Annotated in this window: 11 protein-coding genes; 7 read left to right on the forward strand and 4 right to left on the reverse strand. The window is 43.5% G+C overall.

What is annotated here, in order from left to right:
* Positions 1-5 precede the first annotated feature (5 nt).
* The 4 genes from AB3G73_RS12015 to AB3G73_RS12030 form a co-directional block, all read right to left on the reverse strand.
* On the reverse strand, positions 6-2,120 hold the full coding sequence (locus AB3G73_RS12015) for a BACON domain-containing carbohydrate-binding protein (RefSeq protein ID WP_298044186.1): 2,115 nt from the start codon (positions 2,118-2,120) through the stop codon (positions 6-8).
* A gap of 25 nt (positions 2,121-2,145) precedes the next feature.
* Positions 2,146-3,759, reverse strand: a complete 1,614-nt coding sequence (locus tag AB3G73_RS12020; protein ID WP_148365276.1) for a RagB/SusD family nutrient uptake outer membrane protein — start codon at positions 3,757-3,759, stop codon at positions 2,146-2,148.
* Positions 3,760-3,773: 14 nt separating this feature from the next.
* Complete coding sequence (locus AB3G73_RS12025; RefSeq protein WP_148365277.1) at positions 3,774-6,833, reverse strand: TonB-dependent receptor; 3,060 nt, start codon at positions 6,831-6,833, stop codon at positions 3,774-3,776.
* A 131-nt stretch (positions 6,834-6,964) separates the two neighbouring features.
* On the reverse strand, positions 6,965-10,996 hold the full coding sequence (locus AB3G73_RS12030) for a response regulator (RefSeq protein ID WP_298044187.1): 4,032 nt from the start codon (positions 10,994-10,996) through the stop codon (positions 6,965-6,967).
* A 377-nt stretch (positions 10,997-11,373) separates the two neighbouring features.
* Here AB3G73_RS12030 and AB3G73_RS12035 point away from each other — a divergent pair, with 377 nt between their 5' ends.
* The 7 genes from AB3G73_RS12035 to pelA all read left to right on the forward strand — a co-directional run bounded on the left by AB3G73_RS12035 (position 11,374) and on the right by pelA (position 20,627).
* Positions 11,374-12,285: a DMT family transporter gene (locus tag AB3G73_RS12035; protein ID WP_148365279.1), complete on the forward strand. Its 912-nt coding sequence runs from the start codon at positions 11,374-11,376 to the stop codon at positions 12,283-12,285.
* A gap of 51 nt (positions 12,286-12,336) precedes the next feature.
* Entirely contained in the window at positions 12,337-12,897 is a 561-nt protein-coding gene (gene frr, locus AB3G73_RS12040; protein ID WP_004299198.1) for a ribosome recycling factor, read from the forward strand.
* Positions 12,898-12,995: 98 nt separating this feature from the next.
* Entirely contained in the window at positions 12,996-13,928 is a 933-nt protein-coding gene (gene rsgA / locus AB3G73_RS12045) for a ribosome small subunit-dependent GTPase A (RefSeq protein ID WP_148365280.1), read from the forward strand.
* Positions 13,929-14,025: 97 nt separating this feature from the next.
* Positions 14,026-15,111: an efflux RND transporter periplasmic adaptor subunit gene (locus AB3G73_RS12050; RefSeq protein WP_148365281.1), complete on the forward strand. Its 1,086-nt coding sequence runs from the start codon at positions 14,026-14,028 to the stop codon at positions 15,109-15,111.
* Between the two features lie 15 nt (positions 15,112-15,126).
* Positions 15,127-18,159, forward strand: a complete 3,033-nt coding sequence (locus tag AB3G73_RS12055; protein WP_148365282.1) for an efflux RND transporter permease subunit — start codon at positions 15,127-15,129, stop codon at positions 18,157-18,159.
* A complete protein-coding gene (locus AB3G73_RS12060) occupies positions 18,156-19,499 on the forward strand; it encodes a TolC family protein (protein ID WP_148365283.1) in 1,344 nt (447 codons plus the stop codon). The genes AB3G73_RS12055 and AB3G73_RS12060 overlap by 4 nt, the downstream gene beginning before the upstream one ends.
* A gap of 33 nt (positions 19,500-19,532) precedes the next feature.
* Entirely contained in the window at positions 19,533-20,627 is a 1,095-nt protein-coding gene (gene pelA / locus AB3G73_RS12065) for a pectate lyase (protein ID WP_298044191.1), read from the forward strand.
* Positions 20,628-20,636: the final 9 nt, after the last annotated feature.

Below are 20,636 nucleotides of genomic sequence, written 5' to 3' on the forward strand. Positions count from 1 at the left end.
TACCATTATTTCGAAATTGAACGGACTGCACGAACAAATCTTTTACCGTCTTTTTTAGCATTCGATTTATCCCAGGCAAGCGGTTTTCCAAAACGTACATAAAATGCGCTTGTACCGCTCGACGTTTCGCGACTAGCCCAATAAGAATCTCCGGTAGCAGATGCTGCTCCCGTATTCATGATAGTTCCTCCTGCACCAGTAATCACTTGATCCCAAGCTGTACGGTTTGCTTTCTCAAAATCAGTAATCGCATCCGGGTTATTCTCCGTTGCATCTGCCACTGCAGTCCCATTATAAGTTTCAAACATCTGTTCCAAATCCGTTCTCGTAGGCCAATACCATCCGGAACCTTTATCCATACAATATTTAAGAGCGGGCATTTCTGCTGCATTCGGCAATGCTGCCAACGCAGTAGTATTTGCCAGGCCATTGTCATTGGATAAAGTTAAACCGGTAGAAGCCGGAGAGCTTGCCGTAGACCATGCCAGATTCTCTCTGTCCAATGACATAATCTTAGCCTTACCACGATTAGTGCCATCTACCCAGAACACAATGCCTCCTTTTAACGAACCATTATCCGCAATCACCTGTCCCACCGCAAACTCGGAACTTAAGAGCCCTCTTTGTGTAATAGTAACTTCTTGCTTAGGTGCATTCGCTCCGCTTCCGGCTATTACCGTAGCAGTCGTTATCCGGTTAGAACTATTCAAATTAGGAGATAATGTCCAGAAATAAAGAGTTTTACTTGTTACATCAACATACGCTTTCACCCAAGACTCATCAGTTATATTTACTGTAAATTCTGTTTCATCAGAAATCATCGTTATTCCTTCTGATTTCGTCACAGCATCAGGAGTAATAGTCACGGTATTTGTACTTAACTCGAGAGAAGCGCCTCCTTCAGCCGCAACATTCTGATTCACCGTTACCTCCACCGACTTAGCGGCTGTGCCAGTACCGGCTGTAACCGTAGCAATAGTCGTACGAACATCGCCAGTGGTATTTTTAGATTTTGCCTTGAACGTAACTGTTGTGCCCGAAATAATATACGAAAGCCAGGAATCATTTGCCAAAACCACACTAAATACCGTTTTATTGGATGTCAATGTCACATTTGCTTCCGCTTCATTAGCTCCTTCCAATGTCACAGGATTCGGATTAACCGTCAATGTTGCCGGTTCTTCAGGATAAGTATAATCACCGATTGTACGCATACATCTTACAAAACGGTTAGTAGCAGTCTTATTTCCTGCATCAGCTCCCGATTTACCGAAACGTACCCAATAAGCCTGATTACCCGCTGCGTTTTCCGTACTCGACCAATAGCTTTCGCCATTGCCCGAACCGGCAGCTTCGTTCATCACATCACCTTGTAAATCAGTCAACATCTTATCAAATGCAGCACGTGCCGCCTTCTCTACTTCCGTCAGTTTATCAGGTACGGCTGAAATAAAATCCGGATCAGCATGTCCAACACCATTATAGGCATCAAACAATTCCCATAATTCATCACGGGCAGGCAGATACCATCCGTCACCCAACGACTGGCAATATGCTACCGCATCATTTGCCGACGGAGAAGTGAACAAGGCAGAATTAGCATATCCGTTGACGGTGGAAAGTGCATTATGAGACATCACAGAAGCCTCGAAAGGATTCCCTCCCTGACGCTTCACTGAAACCGCTTTTCCTACCATATTATCCGAAGGATCTACCCAGAAAATCATACCGATACCCTCATCCACACTTTGTCCTATCTTCAAAGAAAGATCCGGTTCTTTAGAATCCTGGGTAACCGTCACCTCCACTGTATATGAGCCGCAAGTCAGTTTCACAACAGTCGTTCTTGCATCTTCACCGTCATTTTGTGTCAAGGCCGTGTAGACAACACTTTTAGAACTTACATCTACAGAAAGCCACTCCGCTTCATACTGTGCAACAACCTGACCGACATTGGTATATAACAGCGACGTAACAGAAGAACCCGCTGCTTTCGCCAAATTTACTTTTGTATCTTTACAATTAAATTCAGGCATCACGCGTACCGATGCATCATCGACACAGGAAAGCAATCCCAGATTTAAAATCAATAAGAAGTATATTACTTTTTTCATATTCATTCATGTTTTACAGATAATCAATCGCTTAATACCAGTTCTCATTCTGTGGGAAATTCTCTTTCCCCATCAAGTCAATCTGTTCCTGTGGAATAGGCCAACATTCGTGCTTTCCAACCACAAAACTGGTACGGCATTCCGCATAGTCTTTATCCAGATAAGGGTTTTCAGCCTTCGTCTCGCCATAATGCGCTTTCACTCTTTCGCCCAAGAGTCCCAAACGTTTCAACAAAGGCCAGCGAACGCCTTCAAAATTCAACTCACGGGCATATTCATCCAAAAGTATATCCTGTGTCAGAGGACCTGCAAATTTATCATTTCCCGCACGTTCCCATGTTTTATTGTAACAGCGCAAAGCATCTGTACTCATACCTCCGTCACGACGCATATATGCCTCTGCCGCCATTAAGTAAGTTTCTGCCAGTCGATAGACAATCAGATCCTTGAAACCCGTTGTCCGGTCCGGATTATCAGCCGTCGTCCATTGGTCAAAGTATTTTTTCGACATAAAATGCAGTGTTTCACAATAGCTGGAACTCTGTGTTAGAGGAATCAATTCTCCATATTTAGGAGAAGTCGGGTCATTGTATTTAAAGCGGTGAACAAACAACTCATTATATCGCGTATCTTTTGCCTGATCGTACAGACTCAACAGATAGGTATTCGGATAAATACGTCCCCAACCATATCCACCCTGATCGGCTGTATTGATACAACCCGAAATTTTATTGATCCGGGTAGTGGTTTGAATAGAGATACGATGTCCGGCAACCGGAGTTCCGGAACCACCTCCACCCAAGTTTTGTGAATATTGGAAACTCCATAACACTTCCGGAGATTTCAAATCTGCCCCATTAAATACATTCTCGGCTTTCTTTTCCATCGAGTAGATGCCTTCCTGCTTAAAGATATCCTCACATTCCTCAATGGCTGTATCCCAATCCGACTCCCACATGGCAACCTGCGCACGGACATGTTTGGCAGTAGCTTTTGTTACCCGTCCATACAATACATTTCCATTATTTTGAGAAAGCGACCAGTCCAGCCCTTTCATGGCATCGTCCAAGTCAGTTGTAATCAGTGTCATCAGTTCTGCGTGAGAAGCCGGTTTGTATTCCCGTTTCAGATTGTCGACAGTGGTCGGGGTGATATTCAGATAAAGACGGTCAAAGCGTTTCCAGAGTTCAAAATAGCTCCGTCCTCTGAAGAATTTCGCTTCACTCCATGCATGGAGCACATCGCTGTCGTCCAGCCCCAGGGCTTCTGCGGCTACAATAATTTCATTTGCTTTTCCAATAATACCATAGTGATGTTTCCAGAACTTATTGACATCCCCAGTACTTGGAGTAAAGCTCGTATTCAAACGTCCGATTGAAGTAGAAACACCTGCTCTAAGTATCGCAATATCCGTATTAAAGTCACACATAGTAACGATGTACAGATTGGATTCATTATTATCCGCTCCACCCGGCAATTCACGTGCCAGGGAGTACAGACCTGTGACAGCTGTATTCAACCCTTCGGGAGTAGTGAACAGATAATTGTTCGTCACGTCTGTCTTTGATTCCAGATTTAATAAATCCGAGCAGGAAGCGGTCAACATTCCGCAGATGACAAAGGCTGTATATATTAACTTTTTCATAAGGATTCTTTATTTTAGAATGAAACATTGACACCAAATACATATTGTTTGGACTCCGGATAAGACCCGGGAGTCAGTTCGGGACTATAAGACTTAAACTCCGTAAATGTCAGCAAATTAGTAGCAGTTGCATACAGACGCAATTTATGAATCGGAGTATTCTTCAATAGTCCGGCCGGGAAAGTATATCCCAATTGTAAGGTGCGTAAACGGATATAAGATGCATCCTGAATAGCGATGGCACTCAAATAAGAAGGGTCTGCACTATAAGAAGGACGCGGGAATTTGTTCGACGGATTGAACGGAGTCCAGTAATCCACCTTCACTCCATTCAGTTTTCCGCGCAAAGAACCTCCGGAATTATAGTCATACAAATAACTATTCTTTATCTTTCTGCCGGAAACTCCATACCAATCCATGAACAAGTCAAATCCTTTCCAGTTCCATGTGGAAGAAAGAGAGACGGTAAATTTCGGATCCTTCCGGATAGGCACTCTGTCATCTGCCGTGATCTTTCCATCTCCATTGTTATCACGCACTTTAACCATACCCGGTTCAATAGCGCCGCCGTAATCAATCGGGCTGTCGGCTACACCGTCATTGTTACTGTCATAGGTGTTTTTCAGCGTATATACCAAATTCCCCGTACCGTCACGAGTGATATCAAAATCATCATACTGAAAAATTCCGTCTACCAGATAATCATAATATACATTGATCGGTTCTCCGATAATCCACCCCTGTGCTACCTGACTGGCGGGTTTACCATTTTCATCGAGCGTATCGTCAATACGGACAATTTCATTCTTATACATACTGAAATTGGTTCCAAGCGACCAGGTAAACTCTTTCGTACGTATCACATCACCATTTAAAGAAAGATCAATACCACTGGATTTCGTCTTTCCCAGATTATCCAGCATAGTGGTATATCCAAGTGATGCATTCAAAGAGCGTTCCACCAATAGATCTTTCGTATGCGTATTGTAATATTCCACCGTACCATTCAGGCGACCATTGAAGAAACTAAAATCAACACCTAAATTAGCCGTTGCAGACTGTTCCCATTTCAAGTTCGGGTTAGAAAGCTCCTTACCCGGCAAATATCCCATCTGGAAAGTATCTCCAAACTCATATCCTTTATTATCTGCGAGCCCCAAAGTAGTGTAATTGCCGATACCGTTCTGATTACCAACAATACCATAACTGACACGCAGTTTGAGGTTATCAATCCACGACACATCTTTTAGGAAATTCTCCTGATTTACACGCCAGGCAAAAGCAGCCGACGGGAATGTACCCCATTTATTTTCTTTTCCGAAACGGCTGGAACCGTCGCGACGAACAGCCACATTCAACAGATAACGGTCTAAAAGCGAATACTGTGCACGAGCCATGAACGACACCAGATTATTTTCATTAAACTGACGACGGGGCTTGCCTGTAAACTCACCTTGAGAAATGAAATTCCAGTCTTTATCTACCGGAAGATTCTCTACTGAATAGCCGATAGACTTCGAGCCATTATGGTCGACAGACTGCACACCGGTCAACGTCAACTGATGTTTCTTATTGCGGATAGGCACTTTATAAGTCACAATATTCTCAACCAGCCAGTTCTGCGTGCGTGATTCGTCGAGCACAGCTGTTCCTCCGCCTCCCGGATATTGGGAATCTTTATAGGAGCCGTCTTCAGATGTCTGATTATAAACGGAAGTATTCAGACGATAATTGAATCCCTTGAAAGGTTTCACATCCATAAAAAAGTTCAGGCGGTAATTATCGCGGGAGACTTCACGTCCGTAATGCTGGGCACGGTACAAAGGATTATAATTTCCTTCCGAGTTGATATACTTTGTATACTTGCCATCCGCATCGTATATTTCCGCCAATGGGGAACTGGTAATAAAATCATTAAAGTTACCATCCTCACGATCTTGTTTAGTCATCGCATAAGAAGAATTGATACCAAAACTAATCCACTTTGATATTTCAAAGTCCAGATTCAACCTTAAAGAAAACTTCTGGTATCCCGATCCGGTAACCACCATTCCCTGTTGGTCAAAATAGTTGGCACCTGCCGATACTTTGATTTTCTCTGTTCCTCCACGTACACTGACATCATGATTATGGTAAATTGCATTTCTGAACATTTCTTTTTCCCAGTCGATAAACTTTCCGCTGGCCCATACCCGCTGCATAACCTCATCTTCCAATGCCTCGGCTATCGAAATCTCACGTGCATCAACAATTCCCTTATCATGTGCCTTCGCTTCACGGCGAAGCTGCATATATTCTTCGGGAGAATAAAAATCAAAATTTCTCCATAGGGACTGGATACCCAGATAACCATTATAACTGACTTCCACCTTTCCGGCTTTACCGCGTTTGGTAGTAACCAGTACCACACCGTCACTGGCACGTGCTCCATAAATAGCCTGCGATGCAGCATCCTTCAGAATTTCAACCGACTCAATATCGTCCGCACTCAACGTGCTAAACTCCGTTGCACTGGAAGGAGAACCATCTATGATATATAAAGGAGCATTGTCCGCACTGATAGAACGGGAACCGCGAATGGTGATCGAAGGAGTCGATCCCGGACGTCCCGAACTGCTCGTTACATTCACACCTGCGGCACGTCCACGCAACATATCAGCCACATTGCCGGCGGGAAATGTCTTCATTTCATCCGCTTTGACCGAGGCTACCGAAGTTGCCACATCACTCTTACGCTGAACTCCATAACCGACAACGACCAATTCATCGAGCATTTTCGACTCTTCTACCATATCCACATTCAATACCGTTTTCGTACCGACACGTATCTTCTGTTCCTTATATCCTATACAAGAGAAAACAAGGGTAGATTTTGCAGATACACTGATTGAATATTTTCCATTTACATCCGTCACTGTACCGTTAGTAGTCCCCTCCTCCATAATATTAGCTCCGGGGATTGGTCCAAGTGCGTCTGTCACAACTCCAGAAACTCTGACGTTTTGAGCACTAACCTCTAAAGAGATAAGAAAGGCTGTCAGGAACACAGCCCATTTAATTACGATGTTTTTCATACTATGTAATAATTTGAATGATTACAGCGCAAAAATCCAAATAATTAGCGATTTCGAATAATAGAATCGTCCGTATAAAAGTTCAAATAGTACAATTCTCGCTAAGAGAGAAACACATAAAACGCTATATATTAACAATTTGCGTGTTTTCTTCGATAAGCAGCCGGAGTAATATCATAAGCATTCTTAAAGCACCGGATAAAATAACTTGGATTAGAAAAGCCGTAATCAAATGCTATATCAGCAATCAGGGCATTGGGATCATTGATTAATTTTTCTGTTGCCTTTTTCAGTCTCAAAGATAAAATAAAGTCATTCGGGGTCTGTCCGGTCAATGCTTTCAGTTTGGTGAAAAGCAACGTTCTGCTCATGCACATCTCCCGTGCAAAAGTGGCTACGTCAAAGTCTGCATTATCAATATAAGATTCCACAATCGCCGTAGCATCCATCAGCATCTTTTTATCGATCGGATTAAATGGAAGATCTTCCACTTTAGGTTCATCATTCCGGGCAAACCGCTGCTGGAGCAGTTTACGAGTCTGGATGATATTATTGCAACGGGCCACCAATATCTTGATATTGAAAGGTTTGGAGATATAATCATCCGCTCCCGTCTGCAAGCCCTCTAAGGTATGTTCTTCCCGGTTGCGGGCAGTCAGCAATACCACAGGAATATGACTGGTCTGCAAATTGCTTTTCAACTTCTCGCACATCTCCAGGCCGGACATGACTGGCATCATAATATCACTCACAATCATCTGTGGTTGTAGTGAAGAAGCCTGCTCCAATCCTTCCTGTCCGTCGGCAGCCGTATATACATCATATATCTGTTCAAAAATCTGTGCCAACACCTTACGCATCTCCGGGTTATCCTCCACAATCAGTATTTTCACCGTTTTATCCGGCTTCACCATTTCCGAGATTTCTTGAGGCTCTATTACATAATGTTCGGCAACGCGTTCATCTGCAGAGGAAGATGCTTCCACATTCACATTTGCATCCCGGTGAAGAGTAACGATAAAAGACGTTATTCCATTCGGCTCACTTTCCACTCCGATAGTTCCCTGATGCAATTCCACAATACCTTTTGCCATTGCCAGCCCGATACCCGATCCTTTGACAGTCCGTGTAGTTGTTGCCGAATCATCCTGCCAAAACCGTTCAAATACATGTTTGATCTTGGACTTTTCAATACCGACACCCAAATTGTTGACTGAAATCACAATGTCATTCTCTCCTTCCGCTGCCAATTCTACAGAAATCCAGTCACCGGGCTTCGTATATTTAAAAGCGTTGGACAATAGATTATAGAACACTTTCTCTATCTGCGTCTTGTCAATATACAAATCCGCTTCTTTCAAAGTGGAAGAAAAGCGGAGATCGATCTTATTCAGCTGCGCATAGCTATAGAAAGAACAACAAATCTCCTCTATCACCGCAACAATATTCTCTTTGGAAATTTTCAATTTCAGATATCCCTGATCCTGCTTACGGATATCAATCACCTCATCCACCAGGTTATTCATCCGGCGGGAGTTCTTATAAATCTCCAAAATCTTATTATACACCTCGGGGATCATGTCTTTATGCATCAGGAGCATCTCAAGCTGACTGGATATAAGCGTTAACGGAGTACGGAACTCATGCGATACATTGGTAAAGAAACGTAGTTTGGACTGGTTCACATTTTCGATATACTCTTTTTCCCGTTTCTCGGCCAATAGAGAATGTTGCAAGGTTTTCCGTATCCAGAACATACGGATAATATAGCCTGCAATAAGGATACCTGCCAATATCATCAGCAAAATAAACCATGCCCGTTGATAAACGGGAGCCTCCACTATCAGCTCAAAACTGGCAGAAGGTGCTTCCTGATCGTGAATGCGCAACTGGTCGCCACGAACATGAAAAGTATAACGCCCCGGATGAAGATTGGTATAAGTAACCATCGTATTATCTCCCGCCTTCATATATTCGTTATCAAATCCTTCAAGTTTATATTCCAGACCGATGTTGGAAATATTATTCAGGGTATTACTCGCTATCTCAAAAGTGACGGAAGAATACCTGGGCGGCAATACTAATTGATGTTCATACAATACCGTTTCCTTGATAAGTCCCAACGAATCAAGGGGTTGAATTTCCGTATTATCCACAAGCACGCGTTTTACGAACACATTATACTCCACAGACTGCTTGTTCAGTTTCTCCTGGGCTATGGAAACGATGCCTGCCAGTCCACAGACATAAATATCGTGGTCGGACGCAATGTACAGCCCTCCGTCATTCACGTTATTCAAGGGAAAATCACTCTGCCTGTTATAGTTCTCGAATGTGGTAGTGGCTAGATTGAATTTAGAGAAACCGCCATTCGTTGCCACATAAATGGAACCGTCCAGCGGACTCTCTACCAATCCGGTGATAAATCCATTCTCCAGTCCCTGCTTCGCTCCGTATCCTACAAAGATATCTTTCTTCTTATCGAACAGATAAATTCCCGATCCCGTAGATCCCAGCCATATACGTCCTTTTCTATCACATAAAATGTGATTAATGTGGTGCTGCGCCGTGCTCTGCGCTATTTGAGAGAAAGGATAACTATGGGAAATGCCTGCTTTCAAATTGACCCGTATCAGATCAAAAGAAGTGGTCAGCCATAAATCCCCTTCTTTATCAAACGTCATATCCCAAACCTGCGACAAATGTCTGGAAGCTAAAGAAGGATGTTCGAAATAATGCAACCGGAGATGTTTTTTATCCAATACAAGCAGCCCACCCTTGGCGGCTATCAATAAGGAATCGTGACCGGAAAACTCTATCATTTTTACCAGATTATAGGCCCTGTCAACCGTTTTCCCCTCCGGAGTATCGATATTTTCCGAAATAGATTCTATATGTCCGGTCGACAGATTAATCCGGTTGATGCCCTGATAAAGCGAAGCTACCCAAAGATAATCCGATTCTTTCTCATAATACAGAGACTTCACAATCTTAAAAGACAGCTCTTGAGCATATAAATGTTTAAGCGGGAAAAAACGTTTGGCATGTTTATCATAATAGTTCAATCCGCTTCCTTCACTTGCAAACCAGATCCGCCCGGAACGGTCTTCGGCAATGGAACTGATGATATAGGAATTCAAATGCCCGCCAACAGCCGTAGACGAACGGTAAAAGTGATAAGCATCATTCGCTACATTATAATATTGTATTCCCTGATAGAAAGTGCCCAGCCATAAAGTTCCCGAAGTGTCGTAATGCATCGAAATGATGGAACGTGTATCGGCCGCCTCCACATTCAAGTCATATTCATAATCCGTAAACTCTCCGGTAGAGAGATTTAAAGTCTGCAAACCGGCATAAGTTCCGATATACAGAAGACTATCATTGGCTTGTGTCACATGGCGCACATTATCATGGTTGATCGTATGATCAGCCACCTTATTATATCTGTAATGAGTAAGCTCCCCATTTGCCTCCAACCGGGTAAGTCCCCGGTTTCTGGTAGCTATCCAGATGCTCCCGTTTCTGTCTTCCGTAATTGAATTAACAGCCCCCACATCAATATGACGGGTGATATGAGCAGCCTGATCGATACAATAAATACCCTTGGAAGAAGTACCCACCACCACGGTCTGATTCTGACGAACCATTAGACTGTTCATCAATACATCCCCGCCATCCGAAGAAAATGAAAAGAATAATTCGGGCGCCTGGTCAAGGTCACGATAACGATAGATTTCTTTTCCGGTAGCTATCCACAACGCGTCGTGCGCATAGCAGATTCCTGCAACTTCTCCTTCACGCAGCACCTTAAAGCGGTTCAAACGCATGTCATAAAGAGTCACACTCTGCAAACTACGGATAAAAAGCAATCCTTCCCTGTTTCCGCAAACCTGCCGGATATTATTTATATTGATTGAATAGGGATTCGCGTTATCCGGTTTGAAGACTTCAAATTTACGACCGTCAAAGCGATTCAGTCCGTCTTGAGTACCAATCCATAAAAATCCGAATTCATCCTGATAGAAACAATTGACCGTTTGATGCGAAAGTCCTTGCCTTACATCTTTAAAACGCATATTGATATCCTTCGTCACATTTGCCATGCAACAAAGTACCGATATAAACAGGCAGTAAATAACAAGAAAGTTAGCTTTGGTCATCAGTGTTTTTCGATAATTCGGATGCAATATTCGAGAAAATCCAAGATATATGCAAGCATTTATTCAAAAAACTGTCTGGCTACTACCTGTTAATTATCCCCCGGACTGCATATAACTAATCCCCCGATCGAATAAAATTAATCGTCTGACAGTTGATTCTTTTTCGTCTGACAGTTGTCAGACGAAAGTTCAACAGTAGTCAGACGCAAGTTCAACAACTGTCAGACGATTAATTTTATGCATAAACAAGATTAGTTCCCTCTTTACTAAGAAATAGTTTTTAGCATACGAAAGATTAAATTATACTATCAACCGCCTAAACACTTGTTTATCATTGGTGAACTGCGTACTTTTGCACGCCAATAAAAAATAGAACAATGACCCCAAAAACCAAAGGTTTTATCTATGGAGCGATTGCCGCTGCCAGCTACGGTATGAATCCTCTTTTTGCACTTCCGCTCTATGCAGCCGGAATGAGTGTCGATACCGTTTTATTCTACCGTTATTTCTTCGCCGCAATCGTACTGGGTATTCTGATGAAAATGCAGCATCAATCCTTTGCGCTTCACAAGGCAGACGTTTTGCCCTTAGTCATTATGGGATTGCTATTCTCTTTTTCATCACTGCTTTTGTTTATGAGCTATAATTATATGGATGCCGGAATAGCTTCTACCATTCTCTTCGTCTACCCGGTGATGGTAGCTGTCATTATGGGGATATTCTTCAAAGAAAAGATTTCCGCAATTACCGTCTTTTCCATCCTGCTGGCGCTTTCAGGTATCGCCTTGCTCTATCAGGGAGATGGAAACAAACCGCTGTCGACTTTGGGAATCATCTTTGTTCTGCTGTCCTCACTCTCTTATGCTATATATATAGTAGGCGTGAACCGTTCGACACTGAAAAACCTGCCGACCACCAAGCTTACATTCTACGCCATTTTGTTCGGACTATCGGTTTATATCGTCCGTTTAAATTTTTGTACGGAGCTACAAATAATACCGTCAGTCTGGCTCTGGGCCGACGTACTGACACTAGCCATTCTGCCGACTGCCGTATCACTGATCTGTACCGCACTCGCCATCCATTACATAGGCTCTACTCCAACAGCCATACTGGGTGCCCTGGAACCGGTGACAGCTCTATTTTTCGGTGTTCTCCTGTTTCACGAAAAACTGACTCCCCGGTTAATGGCAGGTATTTTAATGATTATCACCGCTGTTACCTTGATTATCATCGGTAAGTCACTCATAAAAAAGATGGGAATGCTGTTGCAGATGAACAAAAAATAATATACTTTTGCTACTTAATCAATCAAAATGCAATTTTAAATCTCAAAAAATATGGTAGACGTAAAGACTTGCCTTGACAATGCACAAGAAAAAATGGACATGGCCATCATGTATCTGGAAGAAGCACTGGCACATATCCGCGCTGGAAAAGCGAGTGCCCGCTTATTAGATGGTATCCGCGTAGATTCTTACGGAAGTATGGTGCCTATCAGCAATGTAGCAGCAATTACTACTCCGGACGCCCGCAGTATCGTAATCAAGCCGTGGGATAAAAGCATGTTCCGCGTTATCGAAAAAGCAATCATCGACTCTGACCTCGGTATCATGCCCGAAAACAATGGTGAAATGATCCGTATCGGTATTCCTCCTTTGACGGAAGAACGTCGTAAACAACTGGCAAAACAGTGTAAGGGAGAAGGTGAAACAGCTAAAGTAAGTGTACGTAACGCTCGTCGTGACGGTATCGACGCACTGAAGAAAGCTGTAAAAGACGGACTGGCAGAAGACGAACAGAAGAATGCGGAAGCCAAACTGCAAAAAATCCATGATAAGTATATCAAGCAAATCGATGATATGCTGGCTGAAAAGGATAAAGAAATTATGACTGTTTAAATTGAAAATTGAGAATTAAAAATTGAGAAATAAAGTGCGGCATACTACATGTCACAGTTCATTCTCATTTTTTAATTCTCAATTCTCAACCTCAATTTATGAAGGGATTAGTAATCAAAAACACGGGTAGTTGGTATCAGGTGAAAACCGATGACGGACAATCTATCGAATGTAAAATCAAGGGTAATTTCCGACTGAAAGGGATTCGCAGCACCAATCCTGTCGCAGTGGGCGATCGTGTTCAGATTATACTTAATCAGGAAGGAACTGCTTTTATCAGCGAGATCGAAGACAGGAAAAACTATATCATCCGCCGTTCTTCCAATCTTTCCAAACAATCCCACATCCTTGCCGCCAATCTCGACCAGTGTATGTTGGTAGCAACCGTCAACTACCCCGAAACTTCCACTATTTTCATTGACCGCTTTCTTGCATCCGCAGAAGCTTATCGCGTTCCCGTCAAACTCGTATTCAACAAGGTAGATGCTTACGACGAGGATGAACTCCGCTATCTGGACGCACTTATCAACCTATATACACAGATCGGTTACCCTTGTTTCAAGGTTTCTGCAAAAAACGGTAATGGGGTGGACGAAATAAAAAAGGCATTGGAAGGCAAGATCACTTTATTCTCCGGACATTCGGGAGTCGGCAAATCGACTCTTATCAATTCCATACTGCCGGGCATAGAAGCCAAGACCGGCGAGATTTCTTCTTACCATAACAAAGGTATGCACACCACTACTTTCTCCGAAATGTTCCCCGTGGAGGGAAATGGCTACATTATCGACACTCCGGGCATCAAGGGGTTCGGTACATTCGATATGGAAGAAGAGGAAATCGGGCATTATTTTCCCGAAATATTCAAGACTTCCGCCGACTGCAAATATGGCAACTGCACTCACCGTCATGAACCCGGATGTGCCGTACGCAAGGCCGTAGAAGAACACCTTATCAGCGAATCGCGCTATACCTCTTATTTAAATATGCTGGAGGATAAAGAGGAAGGCAAATATCGGGCTGCTTACTGATTAACTCTTTTTTACCCTTTCTTTCTTTAAACCTTTCCCGACGGGGGAAGTCTAATCTCTAAAGATGTATCATAACTGCTATATACAATACTAAACCATGAATAAAAAAACTAAATGGGGCATCATTATTCTTGTTGGTGCCGGAATTATCGGTGGAGGAATCTATTCACAATTACCGAAAAAAAACGACGAACTAGCAGCTGCCGACAAAGTGATGGGCGGCAATCAGAAAAAAGGAAAACAAGTTCTAAATGTAAATGCTAAAGTCATAAAGCCACAATCCCTGACAGACGAGTTTACCACTACCGGCGTACTTCTACCCGATGAGGAAGTGGATTTGTCTTTCGAAACTTCGGGAAAAATTGTGGAAATCAACTTCGAAGAAGGAACGGCCGTAAAGAAAGGGCAGTTGCTTGCCAAAGTAAACGACCGGCAGTTGCAGGCACAATTACAACGCCTCGTTTCACAATTAAAACTGGCAGAAGACCGTGTATTCCGCCAAGATGCTCTGTTGAAACGGGATGCCGTCAGTAAAGAAGCTTACGAACAGGTGAAAACGGATTTGGCAACCCTGAACGCAGATATAGAGATCATCAAAACCAATATCGAGTTAACCGAACTTCGTGCTCCGTTCGACGGAGTGATCGGACTTCGCCAAGTCAGTGTCGGTACTTATGCCTCTCCGACCACTGTTGTTGCCAAACTGACTAAAATCGCTCCATTGAAAGTGGAATTCTCCGTACCGGAACGTTATGCCAAGCAAATCAAGAAGGGGACTAACCTGAACTTCAGCGTTGAAGGAAACTTGGATGCTTTCGGCGCACAAGTGTATGCTGTGGAATCAGCTATTGACCCGAACCTGCATCAGTTTACCGCCCGTGCATTATACCCGAATGTCAATCACATCCTGCTTCCCGGCCGTTACGCAAGCGTGCTGTTGAAAAAGGATGAAATACCTAACGCAATTGCCATTCCCACAGAAGCAATTGTACCGGAAATGGGTAAAGACAAGGTCTATCTGTATAAATCAGGAAAAGCCGAACCGGTGGATATTATTACCGGCATCCGCACCGCATCTGAAGTGCAGGTGATCAGAGGATTACACATGGGAGATACCATCATTACTTCAGGAACACTGCAACTACGTACCGGACTTGCCGTTACTCTTGACAACATTGATTAATAATACCAGCACCTTATGAATATATCCGAATTAAGTATACGTCGCCCGGTATTAGCCACAGTATTAACGATCATCATCCTCCTTTTCGGATTCATCGGATACAATTATCTGGGTGTCCGTGAGTATCCGTCGGTGGATAATCCGATCATTTCTGTCAGCTGCTCTTATCCGGGAGCTAATGCCGATGTTATCGAGAATCAAATAACCGAACCGTTGGAACAGAATATCAACGGTATTCCCGGTATCCGTTCTTTGTCTAGTGTGAGTCAGCAGGGACAAAGCCGCATCACGGTAGAATTTGAATTGTCCGTCGATCTGGAAACGGCGGCCAATGACGTACGTGACAAGGTTTCACGTGCCCAGCGTTATCTGCCCCGCGACTGTGACCCTCCGACCGTTTCAAAAGCGGACGCTGACGCCATGCCCATCCTGATGGTTGCTCTTCAAAGTGACAAGCGCACGTTATTGGAATTGAGCGAAATCGCAGATTTGACTGTAAAGGAACAATTACAGACGATTGCCGACGTTAGTAGTGTATCTATCTGGGGAGAAAAACGTTACTCCATGCGCCTCTGGCTCGACCCGGTAAAGATGGCAGGATATGGTATTACTCCTATCGATGTTAAAAATGCCGTGGACAATGAAAACGTGGAACTTCCTTCCGGTAGTATCGAAGGAAATACCACCGAACTGACTATCCGCACACTGGGATTGATGCATACTGCAGATGAATTCAATGATTTGATTATCAAAGAAGAGGATAACCGTATTGTACGTTTCAGTGATATCGGACGTGCAGAACTGGGACCCGCCGATATCAAGAGTTATATGAAAATGAACGGAGTTCCTATGGTAGGTGTCGTAGTCATTCCACAGCCGGGTGCCAACCATATTGAAATCGCGGATGCTGTATATCAGCGCATGGAGCAGATGAAAAAAGATTTGCCGGAAGATGTGCACTATAATTATGGTTTTGACAACACCAAGTTTATCCGCGCATCTATCAATGAGGTTAAATCGACTGTATATGAAGCTTTTGTACTCGTAATCATCATTATCTTCCTCTTCCTGCGTGACTGGCGCGTCACATTGGTGCCTTGTATCGTAATCCCTGTCTCTCTGATCGGAGCATTCTTTGTTATGTATCTGGCAGGATTCTCCATTAATGTACTTTCCATGCTCGCCATCGTACTGTCGGTGGGGTTGGTGGTGGACGACGCCATCGTTATGACAGAAAATATTTATATCCGTATTGAAAAGGGAATGGCTCCCAAAGAAGCGGGAATAGAAGGAGCTAAAGAAATCTTCTTTGCCGTCATCTCAACGACTATCACGCTGGTTGCCGTATTCTTCCCTATCGTCTTTATGGATGGAATGACAGGACGATTGTTCCGGGAATTCAGTATCGTTATTTCGGGTTCAGTCATCATTTCTTCGTTTGCGGCATTGACTTTCACTCCGATGCTGGCAACGAAATTGCTTATAAAGAGGGAAAAGCAAAGTTGGTTTTATGCGAAGACCGAGCCATTCTTCGAAGGAATGAACCGGCTGTACAGCCGGTCACTTGCCGCTTTCCTCAGCAAACGCTGGATTGCTCTTCCATTTACCTTCATCACCATTTGCCTGATCGGTTTTCTATGGAATGCCATTCCCGCAGAAATGGCTCCACTTGAGGACCGTTCGCAAATCAGTATTAACACCCGGGGGGCAGAAGGTGTCACTTACGAATATATCCGGGATTACACGGAGGATATTAATCAACTGGTAGACTCTATCCTTCCCGATGCGGAAGCTGTTACCGCCCGTGTATCCAGTGGTAGCGGAAATGTACGCATCACATTGAAGGATATGCAAGACCGTAACTACACACAGATGGAAGTTGCCGAGAATATCTCGAAAGCGGTACAGAAGAAAACGATGGCACGTTCATTCGTACAGCAGCAATCTTCTTTCGGCGGACGCCGTGGAAGTATGCCCGTCCAATACGTACTTCAAGCCACCAATCTGGAAAAATTAGAAGAAGTGCTGCCCAAATTTATGGCTAAGGTATACGAAAATCCTGTTTTCCAAATGGCGGACGTCGACTTGAAATTCAGCAAGCCGGAAGCCCGTATACAAATCAACCGTGACAAGTCCAGCATCATGGGGGTAAGCACTAAAAACATTGCTCAGACATTGCAATACGGATTGAGCGGTCAGCGTATGGGATATTTCTATATGAACGGGAAACAGTATGAAATTCTGGGGGAAATCAATCGCCAGCAACGTAACAAGCCTGCCGACCTGAAAGCTATTTATGTACGTAGCAATAATGGGGATATGATTCAGCTGGATAACTTGATTGAACTGGAGAGCGGAATTGCTCCTCCAAAGTTATATCGCTACAACCGGTTTGTGTCTGCTACCATTTCCGCAGGTTTGGCGGATGGCAAAACAATCGGACAAGGTCTCGACGAAATGGACAAGATTGCCAAAGAGACACTGGATGATACCTTCCGTACTGCTCTGGCAGGAGACTCCAAGGAATATCGCGAAAGTTCTTCCAGTCTGATGTTTGCTTTCATTTTGGCAATCCTTCTGATCTACCTGATTCTGGCCGCCCAGTTTGAAAGTTTCAAAGATCCGTTAATTATTATGTTGACAGTGCCGTTGGCTATTGCCGGAGCCTTGGTATTCATGTATTTCAACAATATTACAATGAATATTTTCAGCCAGATCGGTATTATCATGCTGATCGGCCTGGTGGCAAAGAATGGTATTCTTATTGTGGAATTTGCCAATCAGAAACAGGAAGCCGGAGAGGACAAAATAAACGCTATTAAAGATGCCGCCCTGCAACGCCTACGTCCGATTCTGATGACTAGTGCTTCTACGGTCTTGGGACTTATCCCGCTGGCGTTTGCCACCGGAGAAGGTTGTAACCAACGTATTGCCATGGGTGCGGCAGTTGTGGGCGGTATGGTGGTCTCCACTCTGCTCACGATGTATATTGTACCGGCTATTTACAGTTACATTTCAACTAACCGAATCAAAAAATTACAAGAATGAAACAGAAAGGAATCTGCATGAAACACATCATCTATATTACCATTGCCTGTGCTTTCTTATCAGTCTCTTTTGCTAAGGCACAACAGATACGCACCCTGAAAGATTGCCTGGAGGAGGGATTACAAAACAATTATTCTCTACGTATCGTACATAATGAAGAGCAGATCAGCAAGAATAATGCAACGCTAGGGAATGCCGGATATCTGCCTACATTGGACTTTTCTGCAGGATACACCGGGAATCTGGACAATATTGAAACAAAAGCGCGTGCTACCGGAGAGATAACAAAAAACAACGGCGTCTACGATCAGACGGTTAACGTCGGTCTCAACCTCAACTGGACTATTTTCGACGGGTTTAATATTAGTACTACATACAAACAGCTGAAAGAACTGGAGCGTCAAGGCGAAACAAATACCCGTATTGCCATTGAGGACTTTATTGCAGCCCTGACTTCGGAATATTATAATTTTATCCAGCAGAAGATCCGTCTGAAAAACTTTCATTATGCAATGTCACTTTCCAAAGAACGCTTGCGTATAGCAGAGGCCAGCCATCTGGTCGGAAAGTTTTCAGGGCTGGATTATCAGCAGGCGAAGGTGGACTTCAATGCAGACAGTGCCCAATATATCAAACAACAGGAATTGCTGCATTCTTCACGAATCCAGTTGAACGAGCTGATGGCCAACAACAATGTAAACCAAAACATTATTATCAAAGATTCCACCATCGACGTACACAGCGACTTGCAATTTGATGATTTATGGAATTCTACATTGGCAACCAATGCTTCTTTGCTAAAGGCGGATCAGAATACGGTACTTGCCCAATTGGACTACAAGAAAATAAACTCGCGCAACTATCCGTATCTCAAATTAAATACCGGATATGGATATACGTTCAACAAGTATGACATCAATGCAAACAGCAGAAGAGGTGATCTGGGCTTTAATGCCGGAATAACTGTCGGCTTCAACATATTCGACGGAAACCGACGGAGGGAAAAGAGAAATGCAAGTCTGGCTTTCAAGAATCGTCGTCTGGAACGGCAGGACCTGGAGCTAGCACTCCGTTCCGATCTCAGCAATCTATGGCAAGCCTATCGCAACAACCTCCAGTTGCTGAATCTGGAACGACAGAATCTGATAACTGCCAAGGACAACCACGATATTGCCATGGATCGTTATATACAGGGAGATCTCTCCGGTTTTGAAGTACGCGAAGCACAAAAGAGTTTGTTAGATGCAGAAGAACGCATCCTCTCCGCCGAATACAATACGAAGCTCTGCGAAATATCCCTGTTACAGATCAGTGGAAAAATTACGAAGTTTCTGGAATAAGGAAGTAGTTTCCAAACATTAAAAAACAAAGCCATGAGAAAACCAAGTCTTTTCTTATTCCTACTTTTTATCCTGACAAACATCTCAGCCCCAAAAGCAGCAGATTACAGAAAACAGCAAAATTACAAAGAATGGGTACACATCGCTCCCAAATTTGACGACGATTTCTTCAAGACGGAAGAAGCCCTACGCATTGGTGACAACGTGTTACTGTATCAGCAAACCACCGGAGGCTGGCCCAAGAATATCTATATGCCGGCAGAACTGACAGAACAGGAATATAAGGCAGCATTAAAGGCCAAAGAGGATACCAACCAAAGCACAATCGACAACAACGCCACCACTACGGAAATCGAATATCTGGCACGGCTTTATCTGGCTACCCAAAAAGAAAAATATAAAGAAGGAGTTCTGAACGGCATCCAATATCTGCTCAAAGCGCAATATGAAAATGGTGGATGGCCTCAATTCTATCCACGCCCCAAAGGTTATTACATACAAATCACCTACAATGACAACGCCATGGTAAGAGTGATGAATCAGCTTCGGGAAATATACGAAAAGAAGACTCCTTACACTTTCCTGCCTGAAGATATCTGCAAACAGGCACGCAAAGCTTTTGATAAAGGCATAGAGTGTATACTCAAAACACAAGTGCACCAAAACGGAGAATTGGCAGTATGGTGTGCGCAGCACGACCGTGTCACTCTGGAACCATGCAAAGCACGTGCTTACGAACTTCCGTCATTAAGCGGGCAGGAGTCAGACAACATTGTATTACTACTTATGTCACTCCCCAATCCATCTACAGAAGTTGTAAAATCGATAGAAGGAGCCATCAAATGGTTCCAGAAGTCTGAAATCAAGGGACTACAGAAAGAATATTTCACTAACAGCGAAGGGAAAAAAGACTATCGTATGGTTCCTTGTGAAGACTGCCCCACTCTCTGGGCACGCTTTTATGAACTGGAAACTAACCGGCCCTTCTTCTGTGATCGTGACGGTATAAAAAAATATGATATCTCGGAAATCGGACACGAACGCCGGAATGGTTATAGTTGGTATAACAAAGATGGAAGTAAGGTGCTGAAAAGATACGAGAAATGGAAGAAAGAACAGAATAAATAATCAAAGACT

The organism is Bacteroides sp. L008 (assembly GCF_040812255.1).
Lineage (GTDB): Bacteria > Bacteroidota > Bacteroidia > Bacteroidales > Bacteroidaceae > Bacteroides > Bacteroides vicugnae.